This window comes from Gemmiger sp. An120 (assembly GCF_002160955.1).
Taxonomy (GTDB): domain Bacteria; phylum Bacillota; class Clostridia; order Oscillospirales; family Ruminococcaceae; genus Gemmiger_A; species Gemmiger_A avium.
In genome coordinates this window covers 275,047-289,703 of sequence record NZ_NFLN01000001.1, presented here as the reverse complement: position 1 = coordinate 289,703, position 14,657 = coordinate 275,047, and the positions used below count along the sequence as shown (strand labels likewise).

The following is a 14,657-nucleotide window of genomic DNA, read 5'->3' as shown; positions in this document are numbered from 1 at the left end:
CCTTTCTTATGCGTCGGGCCGCTTAAAACGGCTGCTGGGCCGCGTTGGCGTTGGTGATGATCATAGCGTCGGGATGGTTCTGCAGCAGGGTAGCCGGGAAATGGGCGCTTACCTCGCCGTAGGCAGCCTGCCGGATCACCGCCCGGTGCCAGTCACGGAAGACACCCAGACGCACCTTGCGGGCGGACAGAATCTCGTGGATGCCGATGGTGACACACTTTTTGGGCATAGCGTCGATGGCACCGTTCAGATCGCCGATGGCGTTGGTGGTGCGGGTCTCGCGGGAGATGTCCAGCACGCGGGTATGCAGCTGGGCGTATTCCTCTGCGGTCAGTTCGTCCTGAGGCTCGTTGAAAGCCAGGTGCCCGTTGATGCCGATGCCGCCAAAGGCAATGTCCACACCGCCCAGTTCCTCGATCAGGCGGGGAATGTACTCCAGGTTCTGCGGATCCGGGAACACCCGCTGCTCCTCCGGTACGACCAGTTCCGGATCAATCTGGCTGTAGACGGTACGTTCCATGAAGCCCCGGAAGGACAGCTTGTTGCCCATATCAATCCAGCTGCCGTCGTCTTTCAGGTACTCGTCCATATTGATGAACCAGCAGTTCTTGAGGCTGACCCGCTCCCGATTAACCAGCCGCACAAAGATGGGATACTGCCCCACCGGGCCCACCGGGCAGATGAACACCGTCTTTTTGCCGGCGGCGTTGTTGGCCTTGATGCAGTTCAGCATCTCAAGAGCCAGTTCGTAGAATACTTCGCCCGAATCCCCCAGTTTGAGGATAGGCACCTTGGCATCCTTGCCCAGGTCCTGCGCCGAAATCTGATAATACTCGAAGCTCATACTCAACCTCCTGTTGTGACAGCCTCACAGGGCGGGCCGAACGATCCGGCATCCGCCTTTTTCTCTATAAATATCCTAACACAACCGAAGGATTTGATGCAACAAAACAAACGCAATCGTTTACTTTGCTGCCGATTTTTCCACTTCCTGCTGCACCTGGCGGAGGGGAACGCCCTTCTGCCGGGCAATGCGGGCCGCGTCGTCGTACTCGGCCTTGATCCGATCCACGCCCCAGCCCCGGGCCCTCTTGGCCCTGACCGGGCCATATTCGGTATCTACCGTAATAGCTTCCCGTTCCAGCATATACCGCTCGCAGAGGGTGCGGCGCACCCCCAGTGTGGTGGTATGGCGCAGCAGCAGACCAGCCATCTCGTCCGCCTGGTCCATACGGCACAGGCAGGTCAGCAGCACCGCCGGGCGATTCTTTTTCATCTGGATGGGGGTGCTGAACACATCCAGCGCCCCTGCATCCAGCAAGACCTGGGTGCAGAAGCCGATAGCTTCGCCGGTCATATCGTCCAGATTGCAGCACAGCTGGGCGATCTGGGGCAGGGGTTCCCCTTCTGCCTGGCCCAGGTATACTCGCACGCAATTGGCCACCCCGAAGTCCTTTGTACCCATCCCGTAGCCGATCTTCTCGGCGCAGAAGGGCGGCATGGGGCCGAAGCGGGTGACGAAATGTTTCAGCAGGGCCGCGCCAGTGGGGGTGCACAGTTCTCCCTGCACGCTGCCGCCATACCAGGGAATCCCCTGCAGCAGCCAGGCCGTGGCAGGAGCCGGTACCGGCAGCACCCCGTGGGCACAGCGCACATGGCCGCTGCCCGCGTGCACCGGGCTGGCCAGCACCTGCTGCGGCGCCAGCATATGCATCAGCAGGCAGACGCCGGTGATGTCCGCCACCGCGTCCATGGTGCCCACTTCATGGAAATGGATCTGCTCCACCGGGCAGCCGTGCGCATGAGCCTCGGCCTGCGCAATCAGGTCGTACACCGCCAGCACATCCTGGCGCACCGGCGCGGGGACATTCATCTTCTCCACCAGCGCCCGGATATCTGCCGGGGAAGCATGGTGATGATGGTGGTGGGAATGGGCGGCTTCTTCGCCGGGATGCATGTGCCCGTGGACATGCTCCTCCCCGTGGCAATGGGTATGATCATGGGTGTGGGCAGCATGGGTGTGCAGGTCCACATCCTCGCTGTGCTCCTCCTGCCCGTGTACGGTCACCTCCACCCGGGTGCCCCGGATGCCGCAGCTTTCCGCGTCGCGGCGGGTCACCTGCACACCGGGCAGGCCCAGATGGTTCATGGTTTCAAAAAATTCCTGCCGGACTGCGGGGTCCAGCAGCTCGCTCAAGGCACTCATGAGCATATCCCCCGCCGCGCCCATGGCACATTCCAGATAGATGGTGCGCATTCTGTCACTCCCCTATATGATTGATCATGCTGGCCAGATACCCGGCCCCGAATCCGTTGTCGATATTCACCACGCTGACCCCGCTGGCGCAGGAGTTCAGCATGGAAAGCAGGGCGCTCATCCCGCCGAAGGAGGCGCCATATCCCACGCTGGTGGGCACCGCGATGACCGGGCAGTCCACCAGGCCGCCCACCACGCTGGCCAGTGCGCCTTCCATGCCTGCCACGGCAATGACCACCCGGGCGCTCATGAGCACATCCAGGTTGGCCAGCAGACGGTGCAGCCCGGCCACCCCCACGTCGTAGAGACGCTCCACCTTGTTGCCCATGGCCTGGGCGGTGAGGGCAGCCTCCTCGCAAACGGCCTGGTCGCTGGTTCCGCCGGACACCACCACAATGGTGCCCTTGGCGCTGATATGGGGCCGGGGCCAGGCAATGCCCACCCGGCTCAGCGGGTCGTACTGCAGGCTGTGGCCCTGGCTGCGGGCCAGGTCGGCGGCTTCGGCGCTCATGCGGGTGATCAGGATGTTCTCTGCCCCGCGCCGGTGCATGGAGGCCAGGATGCCGGCGATCTGCTCCGGCGTTTTGCCCGCGCCGTAAATCACTTCCTGCGCCCCCTGGCGCAGGCCCCGGTGGTGATCCACCTTGGCAAAGCCCAGGTCTTCAAAGGGTTCCAGCTTCAGCTGCAAAAGCGCCTGCTGCGGGTCTACCCGGCCGTCCCGGACTGCTTCAAGCAGCTGCAGCGCGTCCTGTTTTTCCATTCTGTTTCCTCCTCACTCCATCGGTTCTGCCCGGCGGGCGGCGGTATCCAGCCACACCTGGGCAAAGTAAGGGCGCAGCAGTGCGCGGAGGGTTTCCCGCTCCGCCGCAGCGCGGCCCCATTGTTCTTCGGTAACCTGCAACAGGCAGGCATCGTCCGCCCGCAGGCGAACCCGGAAATCCCGGTAGCCCTGCCCGGCCAGGCAGTTTTCCGCCCCCTCTACCCGGGCCAGATCCGCGGGGTCAATTTGTCGGCCGGTGGGAATTCGGGTGGCCAGGCAGGCATAGCTGGGTTTCTGCCAGGTGAACAGGCCCAGTTCCCGGCTCAGGCGCCGCACCTCCAGTTTGGTGATGCCGCACTCCCGCAGCGGACTGCGCACCCCCAGTTCCGCCAGTGCCTGCATACCGGGCCGGTCGGCCGCGTCGTCCGAGGCGTTGGTGCCGTCCAGCAGCAGGTCATAGCCGTCGGCAGACGCCTGGCGGCGCAGGGCGGTGAAGATGGCCCGCTTGCAGTAGTAGCAGCGGCGGGGACCGTTTTCCCGCACTTGCGGGTCGGCCAGGGGATCCAGCTCGATAACCCGGAGGGTCACCCCGGCGCGGGCGGCCAATTGCTGCGCGTCCTGCCGCTCGAAGGCCGGCTGGAACGGGCTGGACACAAAGTAAGGCTGGATCTGCGCCCCGGCCTGCACCCCGGCCTGCAGCAGCAGCGCGGAGTCGGTGCCGCCGGAGAAGGCCAGCGCCGCTTTGGGATGGCGGGCAAATAATTCGGAAAGCTGCATAGAGAAAAGGGCTCCTTTCGACAGAACGGGGCGGGGCCCCATACAGAAAAATGCGCCGCGAAGCAGGCCGGTGGCGGCGGACTGCACACAGCCCCCGCACCCGGCGCAGAGGGTATTCCCCCGCCTTCGTGGCGCATGAACCCGGCCTGTCTTCCTGACGGCGCGGGCGGTTTTGTTGTTGATTTCAGTATACCGGGCCCGGCAGCGGTTTGCAAGCTGCGGACACAGCAAACGTTTGTTTTATCGCTGCAGGGTGCCGATCATATCTTCGGGACGTACCCAGGCATCAAACTGTTCCGCCGTAACCAGACCGGACTGGATGGCGGCCTGCCGCAGGGTAAGCCCCTGGGCGTGGGCGGCCTTGGCGATGCGGGCGGCGTTCTCGTAGCCGATATGGGGATTCAGTGCGGTGACCAGCATCAGGGACTGCTCCAGATTATGGGCGATGCGTTCCCGGTTGGGGGCAATACCCACGGCGCAGTTTTTGTTGAAGGAGCGCATGGCATCCGCCAGCAGCCGCACCGACTGCAGGAAATTGTAGATGCAGACCGGCATGAATACGTTCAGCTGGAAATTGCCCTGGGAGGCAGCCATGGCCACCGCCGTATCGTTGGCAATTACCTGCACCGCCACCATGGTGACCGCCTCGCACTGGGTGGGGTTCACCTTGCCGGGCATGATGGAACTGCCGGGCTCGTTCTCCGGGATGGTCAGCTCGCCGATGCCGCAGCGGGGGCCACTGGCCAGCCAGCGCACATCGTTGGCAATCTTCATCAGATCCGCCGCCAGAGCCTTCATGGCCCCGTGGGCGAAGACCAGCGCGTCCTTGCTGGTGAGGGCGTGGAACTTGTTGGGCGCGGTGACAAACTCGGTGCCGGTGAGGGCGGTGAGCCGCTCGGCGGCTTTTTCCGCAAAGCCTGGCAGGGCGTTCAGACCGGTGCCCACGGCGGTGCCGCCCAGCGCCAGCTGACGCAGACCCGGCAGGGAGGCCACCAGCATCTCCCGGCAGCTGGTGAGCATGGCCTGCCAGCCGCTGATCTCCTGGCCCAGGGTCAGGGGGGTGGCGTCCTGCAGGTGGGTGCGGCCGGTTTTGATCACGTCGGCGTAACGCTCGCTCAGATCGGCAAAGGTGGCCGCCAGCTCGTCCAGGGCGGGCAGCAGCTGGCCTTCAATCTCCAGCACTGCCGCCAGGTGCATGGCGGTGGGGAAGGTATCGTTGGAACTCTGGGAACGGTTCACATGGTCATTGGGGTGCACCGGGGTATCGTCCCCCAGAATCTGCTGGGCGCGGCGGGCAATCACCTCGTTCAGGTTCATGTTGGTCTGGGTGCCGCTGCCGGTCTGCCAGACCACCAGTGGGAACTGATCGTCCCACTTTCCGGCCAGAATCTCGTCGCAGGCGGCGCAGATGGCGTCGGCACGGGGGCCGTCCAAGTTGTCCAGTTCCCGGTTGGCCTGGGCGGCAGCTTTTTTCAGATAGGCGAACGCCCGGATGACCGGCAGCGGAATGGTCTCGCCGCCGATGCGGAAGTTCTCGTGGCTGCGCTGGGTCTGGGCGCCCCACAGCTTGTCGGCAGGTACCTTTACCTCGCCCATGGTATCATGCTCGATACGGTATTCCATCGTTCGCCCTCCTTATACCCGGGCCAGGCCCAGGCGGCGGGCTTCCTCCGCCACCGCACCGGCCACCGCATCGGCCACGCGGGGGTCAAAGGCATTGGGCAGGATGTAGTCGGCGTTCAGCTCTTCTTCACTTACCAGCGCGGCAATGGCGCGGGCCGCCGCCAGCTTCATGCTTTCGGTGATCTCCTTGCTGCGCACCTGCAGCGCGCCCTTGAAGATGCCGGGGAACACCAGCACGTTGTTGATCTGGTTGGGATAATCCGAGCGGCCGGTGCCGATCACCGCCGCGCCGCCGGCACGGGCCTCGTCCGGCATGATCTCGGGCACCGGGTTGGCCATGGGGAACACGATCGCGCCGGGGGCCATGGAGGCCACCATCTCCCGGGTGACCAGGCCGGGGCGGGACACGCCGATGAATACGTCCGCGCCCTTCATTACGTCGGCCAGGGTACCCTGCTTGTTTTCCTTGTTGGTGATCTCGGCCAGCTGGGCCTGAGCCGGGTTCATCCAGTCCGCGCCGCGGTAGAGCGCGCCCTGCTTGTCGCAGAGCACGATGTCCCCCACCCCCAGCTGCAGCAGCAGGCGGGCAATAGAGGTACCGGCCGCGCCGGCGCCGTTGATGACCAGGTGCAGGCTTTCCATCGGCTTGCCCACCACCTTGGCAGCGTTGAGCAGCGCGGCCCCCAGCACAATGGCGGTGCCGTGCTGGTCGTCGTGGAATACGGGAATATCGCAGCGCTTTTTCAGTTCTGCCTCGATCTCGAAGCAGCGGGGGGCGGCGATGTCCTCCAGGTTGATGCCGCCGAAGCTCTTGGAGATCAGGGCCACCGTGTTGATGAAGGTTTCCGGATCCTTGCTGTCCACGCAGATGGGGAATGCGTCCACACCGGCGAAGGCCTTGAACAGGGCGCACTTGCCCTCCATGACCGGCATGGCGGCTTCGGGGCCGATGTCGCCCAGGCCCAGCACGGCGGTGCCGTCGGTGATGACCGCCACCAGGTTGCCCCGGCGGGTCAGGTCATAGGAAAGGGCCGGGTCCTTCTGGATGGCCAGGCAGGGTTCGGCCACGCCGGGGGTGTAGGCCACCGAGAGCTCTTCCCGGTTGGTGACCGGCGCCCGGGAGATCACCTCGATCTTGCCCTTCCACTGGCGGTGTTTTTCCATTGCAAGCTGTTTTGTATCCATATTGCTTCTCCTCTCCCCCGACGGGTGGAACATACATCATACTGCTTTAGTATACTCGTACAGATTTTTCCCGTCAACTTGGCAAAAGGGATTTTTTGAGTGTCCGGGCGGCGGGCAGCGGCATACCATGGAACAGCGAAAGGGGTGCTGAAAATGGAATGCAACACACGCTATCTGGACTTTTTCCTCGGGGCGCTGTCCCCTGCCGGGTTTCACGGCTACTTTGCCCAGCTGACCGCCCAGCCGGGTCTGACGCCCTTTCTCATCAAGGCAGGGCCGGGCTGCGGCAAGTCCACCATGATGAAGAAGCTGGCCGCCCTGGGCAGCGGCACGGTGGAGCGCATCCACTGTTCCTCCGATCCGGCCAGCCTGGACGGGGCCGTATTCTGGGAACAGAACACGGCGATTCTGGACGCCACCGCCCCCCACACGCTGGAGCCCGCCTGCCCGGTGGCGGTGGAGCAGGTGGTGAGCCTGTACCACACACTGGACCGGGCCCGGATGCAGGCCAACGCCGGGGAGGTGCGGGCATTGTTCGGCCGGTGCGCCTGTTTGCAGGGACGGGCGGCCCGGTATCTGGCGGCGGCGGGCGCGCTGCTGCTGGAAAACCGTCGTCTGGCCGCCGGTGTGGCGGATGAGGGCAAAGCGCGCCGGTACGCCGCCCGGCTGGCGGAACGCCGGATGCCCCGGCAGGAGGGGCCGGGCCGGGAGAGTGTGCGGCTGCTGAGCGCCGTGACCCCGGACGGGATACTGGCCTACCGGAATACAGTAGAAGCGCTGGCTGACGATGTGATCGTGCTGCGGGACGAATACGGCGCGGTGAGCCGGGTGATTCTGGAGGAACTGCGGCGGCAGGCGCTGGAGCGCGGATTGTTTGTGATTACCTGCCGATGCCCGTTGGCCCCGGAGGATAAAATTGACCATCTGCTGCTGCCGGAGCTGGGGCTGGCGGTGCTGACCTCCAACAGCTGGCATCCCATGGAGTTCTGCGGCCAGCACAACATGCGGTGCAGCCGGTTTGCCGACCCGGAGGGGCTGCGGGCCCGTCGGCAGCGGATGCGGTTTAACCAGAAAGCGGCGGCGGAACTGCTGGCCCAGACCAGCGCTTTGCAGCGGGAGGCCCGCTGCGCCCACAACGAGTTGGAGACCTACTACAAATCCGCCGCGGATTTTACCCGGGTGGACGCGGTGATGGCCGAGACGGCCTGCTCCATGGGGCTGGTGACAAAGCCCTGATGGTGGTATAATAAGGAACAAGAAAAACAGCCCGCGCCGTTTTGTTGGCGGCGCGGGCTTTCCGGTGTTTTGCGGGAGGTGACGGGACATGGACGCGGTGCAGCTTTCGGTGCGGCAGCTGGTGGAGTTTCTTTTGCTGACAGGCAGTATCGACAGCCGGTTCTCCGGGCCGGACCGGGCGCTGGAGGGGGCCCGTATCCACCGCTGGCTGCAGAAGAAAGAGGGGCCGGATTACCAGCCGGAGGTCTATCTGCGCTGGGAGCAGACGGTGGAGGAGGTTCCCTACCGGATTGACGGCCGGGCGGATGGGGTCTACCCCGCCCCGGACGGGGTAATTTGCATTGACGAGATCAAGACCACCACCCTGCCCTGTGAGCAGATCACCCCGGATCACAGCCCGGTGCATTGGGCACAGGCCAAGGTATACGCGGCCATTCTGGCGGCGCAGAAAGGCCTGAGTGAGATGGGGGTGCGGCTGACCTATTTTCAGGTGGACGAGGAGCGGCTGTTCCGGTTTGAGGAACGATACAGTGCCGATGAACTGCAAGAATTTTTTCTGGATCTGCTGCGGCAGTACGCCCCCTGGGCCAAGCGCAGCGCCGCCCATCATGAGGCCCGGGGCGTTTCGCTGCGGGGGCTGGCATTCCCCTTTGACGGATACCGGGCGGGCCAGCGGGAGATGGCGGCCATGGTCTACCGGGCCATGCGGGACGGCAAGCGGGTATTCTGCCAGGCGCCCACCGGCATCGGCAAAACCATGAGCGCGCTGTTCCCTGCGTTGAAAGCCCTGGGCGAGGGGCACGGGGAACGGGTGTTTTATCTCACGGCCCGCACCACCACCCGGCAGGCGGCCCGGGACGCGCTGGAACTGCTGCACCAGAACCGGGGGCCGCTGGAACTGAATTACATTGTACTGACCGCCAAGGACAAGATCTGCCCCCGGGAACGCCGGGAGTGCAATCCGGAGGCCTGCCCGCTGGCACGGGGATATTTTGACCGGCGGCGGGACGCGCTGTGGCGGGCGCTGGAGCACCGGCATTTTGACCGGGAGACCATTGAACGGCTGGCCGAAACGGAACAGCTTTGCCCCTTTGAGTTCGGGCTGGATATTTCGCTATGGTGCGATGTGATCGTGGGGGATTACAACTACCTGTTTGACCCCACCGCCCGGCTGCAGCGCTTCTTTGAGGGCGGCGACGGGCAGAGCCTGTTTCTTGTGGACGAGGCCCACAACCTGCCCGACCGGGCCCGGGAGATGTATTCCAGCCGGCTGGAGAAGGAGCCTCTGTACGCGGTGCGCAAGGCACTGGGCGGACGGGGCAAGCTGGCCCGTGCACTGGCGGCGCTGAACACCGCTTTTGTGAACATCCGCCACGAGAGTGAGGAAAAGGAGACCCGCAGCTGGTTTACCGACGCGGCCCCGGAGGAGTTTCTCAAGGCGGTACGGCACTGCACCGCGCCGATGCAGCAGTGGCTGGAGGAACACCGGGGCGAAAACGGCGGCGAGCTGTACGATCAGGTACTGGACGCCTACTTTACGATCAAGGATTTTCTGCGCACCGCAGACCGGTACGATGAGCATTACGCCACCCAGTACACCGCCGCGGGCAGCCGGGTACGGGTGGAACTGATCTGTCTGGACCCAAGCCTGTTTGTGGACGAAAGCCTGGCGCTGGGCCGGGGCGCGGCGCTGTTCAGCGCCACCCTGACCCCCCTGCCTTACTACCGGGATGTGCTGGGCTGCGGTGAGGCGGCGGCGGTAAGCCTGCCCAGCCCCTTTGATCCCGGGCGGATGGGGCTGTTCTGCGCGCTGGATGTGGACACCCGCTACGCCCGCCGGGAACAGAGCCTGGACCGGGTGACCGATTACCTGGCGGTGATGGCCGCCGGGCGGGTGGGCAACTACCTGGCCTATTTTCCCAGCTATGGCTACATGGAGCAGGTGCGGCAACGGTTCTGCGAACGGTATCCGGAGATTGAGATTCTGGTGCAGGACAGCGGCATGAGCGAGGAAGAACGGGCCGCTTTTCTGGACAACTTCCGGGAAGAACCGGACAAGACCCTGCTGGGCTTCTGTGTGATGGGCGGGGTGTTTGGCGAGGGCATCGACCTGACCGGCAGCCGCCTGATCGGCACCGCCGTGGTGGGGGTGGGCCTGCCCCAGGTGAATCCCCGGCAGGAGATGCTGCGGGATTATTTTGCCCGCACCCGGGAGGACGGATTTGCTTACGCCTACCAGTATCCCGGCTTCAACAAGGTGATGCAGGCCGCCGGGCGGGTGATCCGCACCCCCGATGACCGGGGCGTGGTGCTGCTGCTTGACAGCCGGTTCGGCACACCGGGCTACCGACGGCTGTTCCCCGGGTACTGGCAGCATTGCCGGGATGTGCGCGGTACCGACATGATGGCGGAACAGCTAGCGGAATTCTGGCGGCGGGAGGACGAGGACCCGCAGAAAGGAGCGCGTCTATGAACACCAGCCGCAGCCCTTACCAGATACGGTATTTTTTCGAGGGGGAATTTTTGCCCTACCAGAGCGCCTTTGAGCAAAACGGCCCGCCGCCCATGAAGCTGGACAAGGGGATGCGTGTATGCCGCAGCCGGGAGAGCCGGGACTGGATGTACTACCTGTGCAAAGGCCGGCTGCGGGTGTATGCGGGCAACTGCCAGGGTAACGAGCGCACGGTGGCGGTCCTGGGGCCGGGCAGCATCGCCGGGCTGGACTGCCTGATTCCGGGCCAGGCCTCGCTTATGAACATCGCCTGCCTGACCGACTGCTGGCTGCTGCCCTTCCAGAACCGGTTTCTGGAAGAGATGATCCGCCGGGACCCGGATTTTTCGGTGGTGCTGGCCCGCTACTACTGCCAGGTGCTGCGGCAGCTCTGCTTTGACGCGGCCAACCAGAGTTTGAACAGCGTGTTCTTGCGGCTGGCCAACTTTCTGCTGGCCAACTGGGATGGCGAGCAGGCCCAGGTGCGCATGAGCCAGCAGGAGCTGGCCTGCGCCATCAACTGCTCCCGCGCCAGCGTATCCCGGGCCTGCCGGGTACTGCGGCAGGAGGGCGTGATCGCCAGCGACGGGATCGGCTTTCACATCCTGGATCCGACCAAGCTGGAACAGCTTTGCCAGACCTATGCGGAGCTTCCCTGAAACAAGCAAGCAGAGAGCCGGCCCCGGCATGTACCACCGGGGCCGGCTCTCTGCTTAGTGTGGCCTTATACCTTCAGGCCGGCCTTGTAGCCGCTGTGGACGGCGTCGTAAATCTTGCCGGGGGCCTGGCTGTCCCCCACGTTGTACACCATGACACCCTGGGCCAGCAGCTCCTCGTAGAGGGCCTGGTTGGGCTTCATGCCGGTAGCCAGGAACACATGGTCCGCCGGCACGGTGCCGCGGCGGGACCTCTGCTCGAAGGTGACCCCTTCCTCCCCGATTGAGACCACCTTGCTGGAGGTGAACACCTGCACACCGTTCTCCTGGATCCAGCCGCCGTAGACGATCTTGTCGCAGTCGCTGCAGCCGTTCATGATCTGGGGCAGCATCTCCAGGATGGTCACCTGGGTGTCCGGCTGCCGGCTGAAGAGCACCGCGGTCTCCACCCCGATCAGTCCGCCGCCAACGACCACCACCTGGCCGGTGGGGCGCACACCGCCCTCCTTGAGGGCGTCCACAGCCAGGGTCACGTTGGGCCGGTCGGCGCCGGGCACCGGCAGACCAGCGGGGGTGGTGCCGGTGGCCACGATCACCGCGTCAAACCCGGCCAGGTCCGCGGCAGTGGCCTCCTTTTCCACCACCGTAACCCCGTGCTTGTTCACCTGGGTGACCAGATAGCGCAACGCGTCCCGGATGTCCGCCTTGAAATCCGGGTAGGAGGCCTCGTGGAGCCAGCCGCCCAGCGCCCGCTTTTCAAACAGGGTCACCTCGTGGCCGCGCAGCGCGGCGGTGTCGGCCGCCTTTAGGCCGGCGGGGCCGCCGCCTACCACCGCTACCTTGCGGACCTTGTCGGCCGGCCGGATAGCCAGCGCGTCCTCAAAGCCCAGGGTGGGGTTCATCGTACAATTGATGGATTTGCCCAGATGGTTGCCCCGGTCCAGGCAACCCTCGTTGCAGCGGATGCAGGGGGAGATGTCCTCCGGATGACCTTCCTGCGCCTTTTTGGCCCAGTAGGGGTCCGCCAGCAGCGGCCGGCCCATGCTGATGAAGTCTGCCTTGCCGCTGGCCAGGATCTCCTCGGCAAAGTCCGGCTGAGTGATGGATCCGGTGGCAAACACCGGGATCTTCACCACCTTTTTGATGGCCTCAGCGGCCCACACGTTGTGGCCCCGGTCCAGCTGCATGGGGGTGACCTGGTGGATCATCTGGTGATGATCGCCGCCGCTCACATCGATGGCGGCGCAGCCCAGCTGCTCCAGCCTCTGGGCATAGTAGATGGTATCGTCGATGGTCATGCCGCCGGGCTCATAGTCGGTACCGCTGAGCCGAACGATGATGGGGAAATCCTCCCCCACATACTCCTTGCAGCGGGTGAACACCTGCTCCAGGAAGCGGAACCGGTTCTCCCGGCTGCCGCCGTACCAATCCCGCCGCTGGTTGGTGAAGGGCGACAGGAAGTTGGTGATCAGATACCCGTGGGCGCCGTGGATCTCCACTACCTGGAAGCCGGCGGTCTTGGCACGCAGGGCCGCCCGGCCGAAGTCCTCCACCAGTTGGTGGATCTCGTCGATGGTCAATTCCTCCGGGATAGCGGCCCGGCCGTACCGCTCGTACATGAGCGGCCAGGGGTTGGGAGACGCGGACTTCATGGGCGGGCCCAAAAAACGCTGACGGCCGCAGTGCTCGATCTGGATGCAGGGCACGCTGCCCAGGTTCTTGATGGTGTCCGCCAGCCAGCCCAGGCCCACAATGTATTCGTCGTCACAGATACCTAGCTGGTTTGAGGCCGACTTGCTGTACTTGCGGTCCACGAACGCGTACTCCACGATGATCATACCGACCTCGCCCCGGGCCAGGTCCTCGTAGCAGCGCACCAGCCGGGAGGAAACGCTGCCGTCCATATGGCTCAGACCAGTGGTCTGGGGAGCCTTGCAGATGCGGTTCTTGATGGTCACGTTGCCGATCTTGCAGGGGCTGAACAGGGTGGGAAAGTAGGGATTCATACGGGTATTTACCTCCTTTTGGCTTGGGATTCCTGTTTTCAGTATACCCGGTTTGCCCCGCGGTTTCGGAGAGCGTATGGCGCTGTTTTGCGCAAAATTATAGTGTCACATGATACAATTTTCGTACAAAAGCCGCGCCCGGCCCCGGCGCAAGGGTCGCCGCGAGCCGGGCGCGGGCCGGCGCTTTACAGGATAATGCAAATCAGGCCGGAACAGCCCTCGTTGATGACCCGTTCCAGGGTCTCCTGCAGGCGGGCGCGGGCCTCCTGGGGCATATGCAGCAGCTTGTTCTGCAGCCCCTCGTTGACCAGTTCGTGCAGGCTTTTGCCGAAGATGTTGGACTCCCAGATCTTGAGCGGGTCCTGCTCGAAGTCCTGCAGCAGGCTGAGAACCAGTTCCTCGCTCTGCCGCTCGGAGCCCACAATGGGGCTGATCTCGGTGTGTATGGTGGCCTTGAGCAGATGGATGGAGGGGGCGCTGGCCCGCAGACGGACCCCATACCGGCCGCCCTGGCGCACGATCTCCGGTTCTTCCAGATGCAGCTCACTGATGGCCGGCATCACGATGCCGTAGCCGGTGGCCTCCACCTGTTCCAGGGCGTTACGGATCTTCTCGTATTCCCGGCGGGCCTTGGCCAGGCTGATCACACAGGGCAGCAGGCTGGCCTCGTCGCAGACCTCCAGGCCAGTGGTCTCCCCCAATACCCGGTAAAAGATATCCGGCTCCAGCTGCAGGCGCATCCGCACGGTGCCTTCCGCCAGATCCATGCCGTCGATCACGGCGCTGCTCACATACTCGCAGGCAAAGGTATCCGCGTTGGCGGCCACGTCCTTCATCCGGTCGATCGGATCGGCCCATTCCCGCACCCCGGCATAGACCGCCTGCTGCAGCCAGTGGTCTGCATCCAGCATGGGAATCCACCGGGGCATGGCAAAGGCGATCTCCCGCACCGGGAACTCATACAGCACGCTGGCCAGGATCGCCTCCAGCGTCGGCACGTCCAGGTCCACGCAGCTTACCGGCAGCACCGCATGCCCGTACCGCTGCTGCATCTGCTGGGCCAGACGGCGGCTTGCTTCGCTGTCCGGCTCGGTGCAGTTGAGCAGCACCAAAAAGGGTTTGCCCAGCGCTTCCAGTTCCTGAATGACCCGCTGCTCCGCCGGCTCGTACCGCTCCCGGGGAATGTCGCTGATGGAGCCGTCGGTGGTGATAACCAGGCCGATGGTGGAATGGTCACAGATGACCTTGTGGGTGCCGGTCTCGGCGGCCTGGTCAAAGGGGATTTCCTCCTCGAACCAGGGACTTTTGACCATGCGGGGCTGGTCGTTTTCCTCGTGGCCCATGGCCCCCTCCACCATATAGCCCACGCAGTCGATCAGCCGGGTGCGGAAGCTGCCGCCGCCCTCCAGTTCCACCGTGACGGCGGTTTCGGGCACGAATTTTGGCTCGGTGGTCATGATGGTGCGGCCCGCGGCCGACTGGGGCAGTTCGTCCCGGGCACGGGCCCGGCGGGCCGGGTCGGTAATGCGGGGGATCACCAGCAGTTCCAGAAACTTTTTGATAAAGGTGCTCTTGCCGCTGCGGACCGGCCCCACCACCCCGATATAGATGTCGCCTCCGGTGCGGGCGGCGATGTCCTGATACAGTTGCTCACGCTCCATAGTTG

The 14,657-nt window shown here is 64.4% G+C and carries 11 protein-coding genes; 3 read left to right on the top strand and 8 right to left on the bottom strand.

Translation table 11 applies throughout. The annotated features are described in order from the left end of the window. Positions 1-22: 22 nt before the first annotated feature. The 6 genes from B5E65_RS01335 to B5E65_RS01310 all read right to left on the bottom strand — a co-directional run bounded on the left by B5E65_RS01335 (position 23) and on the right by B5E65_RS01310 (position 6,602). Entirely contained in the window at positions 23-844 is an 822-nt protein-coding gene (locus B5E65_RS01335; protein ID WP_087169978.1) for a sugar phosphate isomerase family, read from the bottom strand. A 120-nt stretch (positions 845-964) separates the two neighbouring features. After that, on the bottom strand, positions 965-2,257 hold the full coding sequence (larC, locus tag B5E65_RS01330) for a nickel pincer cofactor biosynthesis protein LarC (RefSeq protein WP_087169977.1): 1,293 nt from the start codon (positions 2,255-2,257) through the stop codon (positions 965-967). A gap of 4 nt (positions 2,258-2,261) precedes the next feature. Further along, entirely contained in the window at positions 2,262-3,017 is a 756-nt protein-coding gene (gene larB / locus B5E65_RS01325) for a nickel pincer cofactor biosynthesis protein LarB (RefSeq protein WP_087169976.1), read from the bottom strand. A gap of 12 nt (positions 3,018-3,029) precedes the next feature. After that, on the bottom strand, positions 3,030-3,794 hold the full coding sequence (gene larE, locus B5E65_RS01320; protein WP_087169975.1) for an ATP-dependent sacrificial sulfur transferase LarE: 765 nt from the start codon (positions 3,792-3,794) through the stop codon (positions 3,030-3,032). A 240-nt stretch (positions 3,795-4,034) separates the two neighbouring features. After that, complete coding sequence (gene fumC, locus B5E65_RS01315) at positions 4,035-5,417, bottom strand: class II fumarate hydratase (RefSeq protein WP_087169974.1); 1,383 nt, start codon at positions 5,415-5,417, stop codon at positions 4,035-4,037. Between the two features lie 12 nt (positions 5,418-5,429). Next, the gene (locus B5E65_RS01310) at positions 5,430-6,602 is read right to left on the bottom strand and encodes an NAD(P)-dependent malic enzyme (protein ID WP_087169973.1); all 1,173 of its coding nucleotides are present in this window, start codon (positions 6,600-6,602) and stop codon (positions 5,430-5,432) included. 153 nt (positions 6,603-6,755) lie between these two features. Between B5E65_RS01310 and B5E65_RS01305 the strand changes: the two genes are divergently transcribed. From B5E65_RS01305 to B5E65_RS01295, 3 genes are all read left to right on the top strand, one after another. Continuing rightward, positions 6,756-7,838 (top strand): hypothetical protein, encoded by a 1,083-nt coding sequence (locus tag B5E65_RS01305; RefSeq protein ID WP_087169972.1) that lies wholly within the window; start codon positions 6,756-6,758, stop codon positions 7,836-7,838. 88 nt (positions 7,839-7,926) lie between these two features. After that, positions 7,927-10,311, top strand: coding sequence for an ATP-dependent DNA helicase (locus B5E65_RS01300; protein ID WP_087169971.1), 2,385 nt, complete (start codon positions 7,927-7,929; stop codon positions 10,309-10,311). After that, on the top strand, positions 10,308-10,988 hold the full coding sequence (locus tag B5E65_RS01295) for a Crp/Fnr family transcriptional regulator (protein ID WP_087169970.1): 681 nt from the start codon (positions 10,308-10,310) through the stop codon (positions 10,986-10,988). The genes B5E65_RS01300 and B5E65_RS01295 overlap by 4 nt, the downstream gene beginning before the upstream one ends. Before the next feature lie 65 nt (positions 10,989-11,053). Here the strand turns inward: B5E65_RS01295 and B5E65_RS01290 are convergent, their stop codons facing one another. Both B5E65_RS01290 and spoIVA read right to left on the bottom strand, forming a co-directional pair. Continuing rightward, positions 11,054-12,991, bottom strand: coding sequence for an oxidoreductase (locus B5E65_RS01290; protein WP_087169969.1), 1,938 nt, complete (start codon positions 12,989-12,991; stop codon positions 11,054-11,056). 185 nt (positions 12,992-13,176) lie between these two features. Continuing rightward, entirely contained in the window at positions 13,177-14,652 is a 1,476-nt protein-coding gene (gene spoIVA, locus B5E65_RS01285) for a stage IV sporulation protein A (RefSeq protein ID WP_087169968.1), read from the bottom strand. Positions 14,653-14,657 lie beyond the last annotated feature (5 nt).

Excerpts from the sequence above, each read along its gene's own strand:
- fumC (WP_087169974.1), bottom strand. The coding sequence starts at position 5,417 with ATGGAATACCGTATCGAGCATGATACCATGGGCGAGGTAAAGGTACCT.
- B5E65_RS01290 (WP_087169969.1), bottom strand. The coding sequence starts at position 12,991 with ATGAATCCCTACTTTCCCACCCTGTTCAGCCCCTGCAAGATCGGCAAC.
- larB (WP_087169976.1), bottom strand. The coding sequence starts at position 3,017 with ATGGAAAAACAGGACGCGCTGCAGCTGCTTGAAGCAGTCCGGGACGGC.
- B5E65_RS01295 (WP_087169970.1), top strand. The coding sequence starts at position 10,308 with ATGAACACCAGCCGCAGCCCTTACCAGATACGGTATTTTTTCGAGGGG.
- larE (WP_087169975.1), bottom strand. The coding sequence starts at position 3,794 with ATGCAGCTTTCCGAATTATTTGCCCGCCATCCCAAAGCGGCGCTGGCC.
- spoIVA (WP_087169968.1), bottom strand. The coding sequence starts at position 14,652 with ATGGAGCGTGAGCAACTGTATCAGGACATCGCCGCCCGCACCGGAGGC.
- B5E65_RS01305 (WP_087169972.1), top strand. The coding sequence starts at position 6,756 with ATGGAATGCAACACACGCTATCTGGACTTTTTCCTCGGGGCGCTGTCC.
- B5E65_RS01300 (WP_087169971.1), top strand. The coding sequence starts at position 7,927 with ATGGACGCGGTGCAGCTTTCGGTGCGGCAGCTGGTGGAGTTTCTTTTG.
- B5E65_RS01310 (WP_087169973.1), bottom strand. The coding sequence starts at position 6,602 with ATGGATACAAAACAGCTTGCAATGGAAAAACACCGCCAGTGGAAGGGC.
- B5E65_RS01335 (WP_087169978.1), bottom strand. The coding sequence starts at position 844 with ATGAGCTTCGAGTATTATCAGATTTCGGCGCAGGACCTGGGCAAGGAT.
- larC (WP_087169977.1), bottom strand. The coding sequence starts at position 2,257 with ATGCGCACCATCTATCTGGAATGTGCCATGGGCGCGGCGGGGGATATG.